The organism is Salmonella sp. SAL4457, from assembly GCF_046548235.1.
Lineage (GTDB): Bacteria > Pseudomonadota > Gammaproteobacteria > Enterobacterales > Enterobacteriaceae > Salmonella > Salmonella enterica.
Genome location: NZ_JBGDZO010001475.1, coordinates 1 through 230, shown reverse-complemented (window position 1 = coordinate 230; position 230 = coordinate 1). Strand labels below are relative to the sequence as shown.

The window sequence follows — 230 nt, the reverse complement described above, 5'->3', positions numbered from 1 at the left end:
GATCAACGCCGTGCTGCGGCGTACGCGGATGCTGCCGCCGAACCTCACCGTGAGCGAGAGCAGCCGGCTGATCGGCTTCGGCCAGTGGCAACTGGACACCAGCGCCCGCCACCTGCTCGACGACGCCGGCACCGTGGTCGCCCTCAGCGGCGCCGAGTACCGCCTGCTGCGGGTGTTCCTCGATCATCCGCAACGGGTACTCAGTCGCGACCAGTTGCTCAACCTGACCC

1 pseudogene is annotated in these 230 nt (G+C 68.7%); it reads left to right on the top strand.

Annotated elements, in window-relative coordinates:
• Nucleotides 1-230, top strand: a pseudogene (gene bfmR, locus ACLJNW_RS29085) (two-component system response regulator BfmR); the annotation flags it as partial.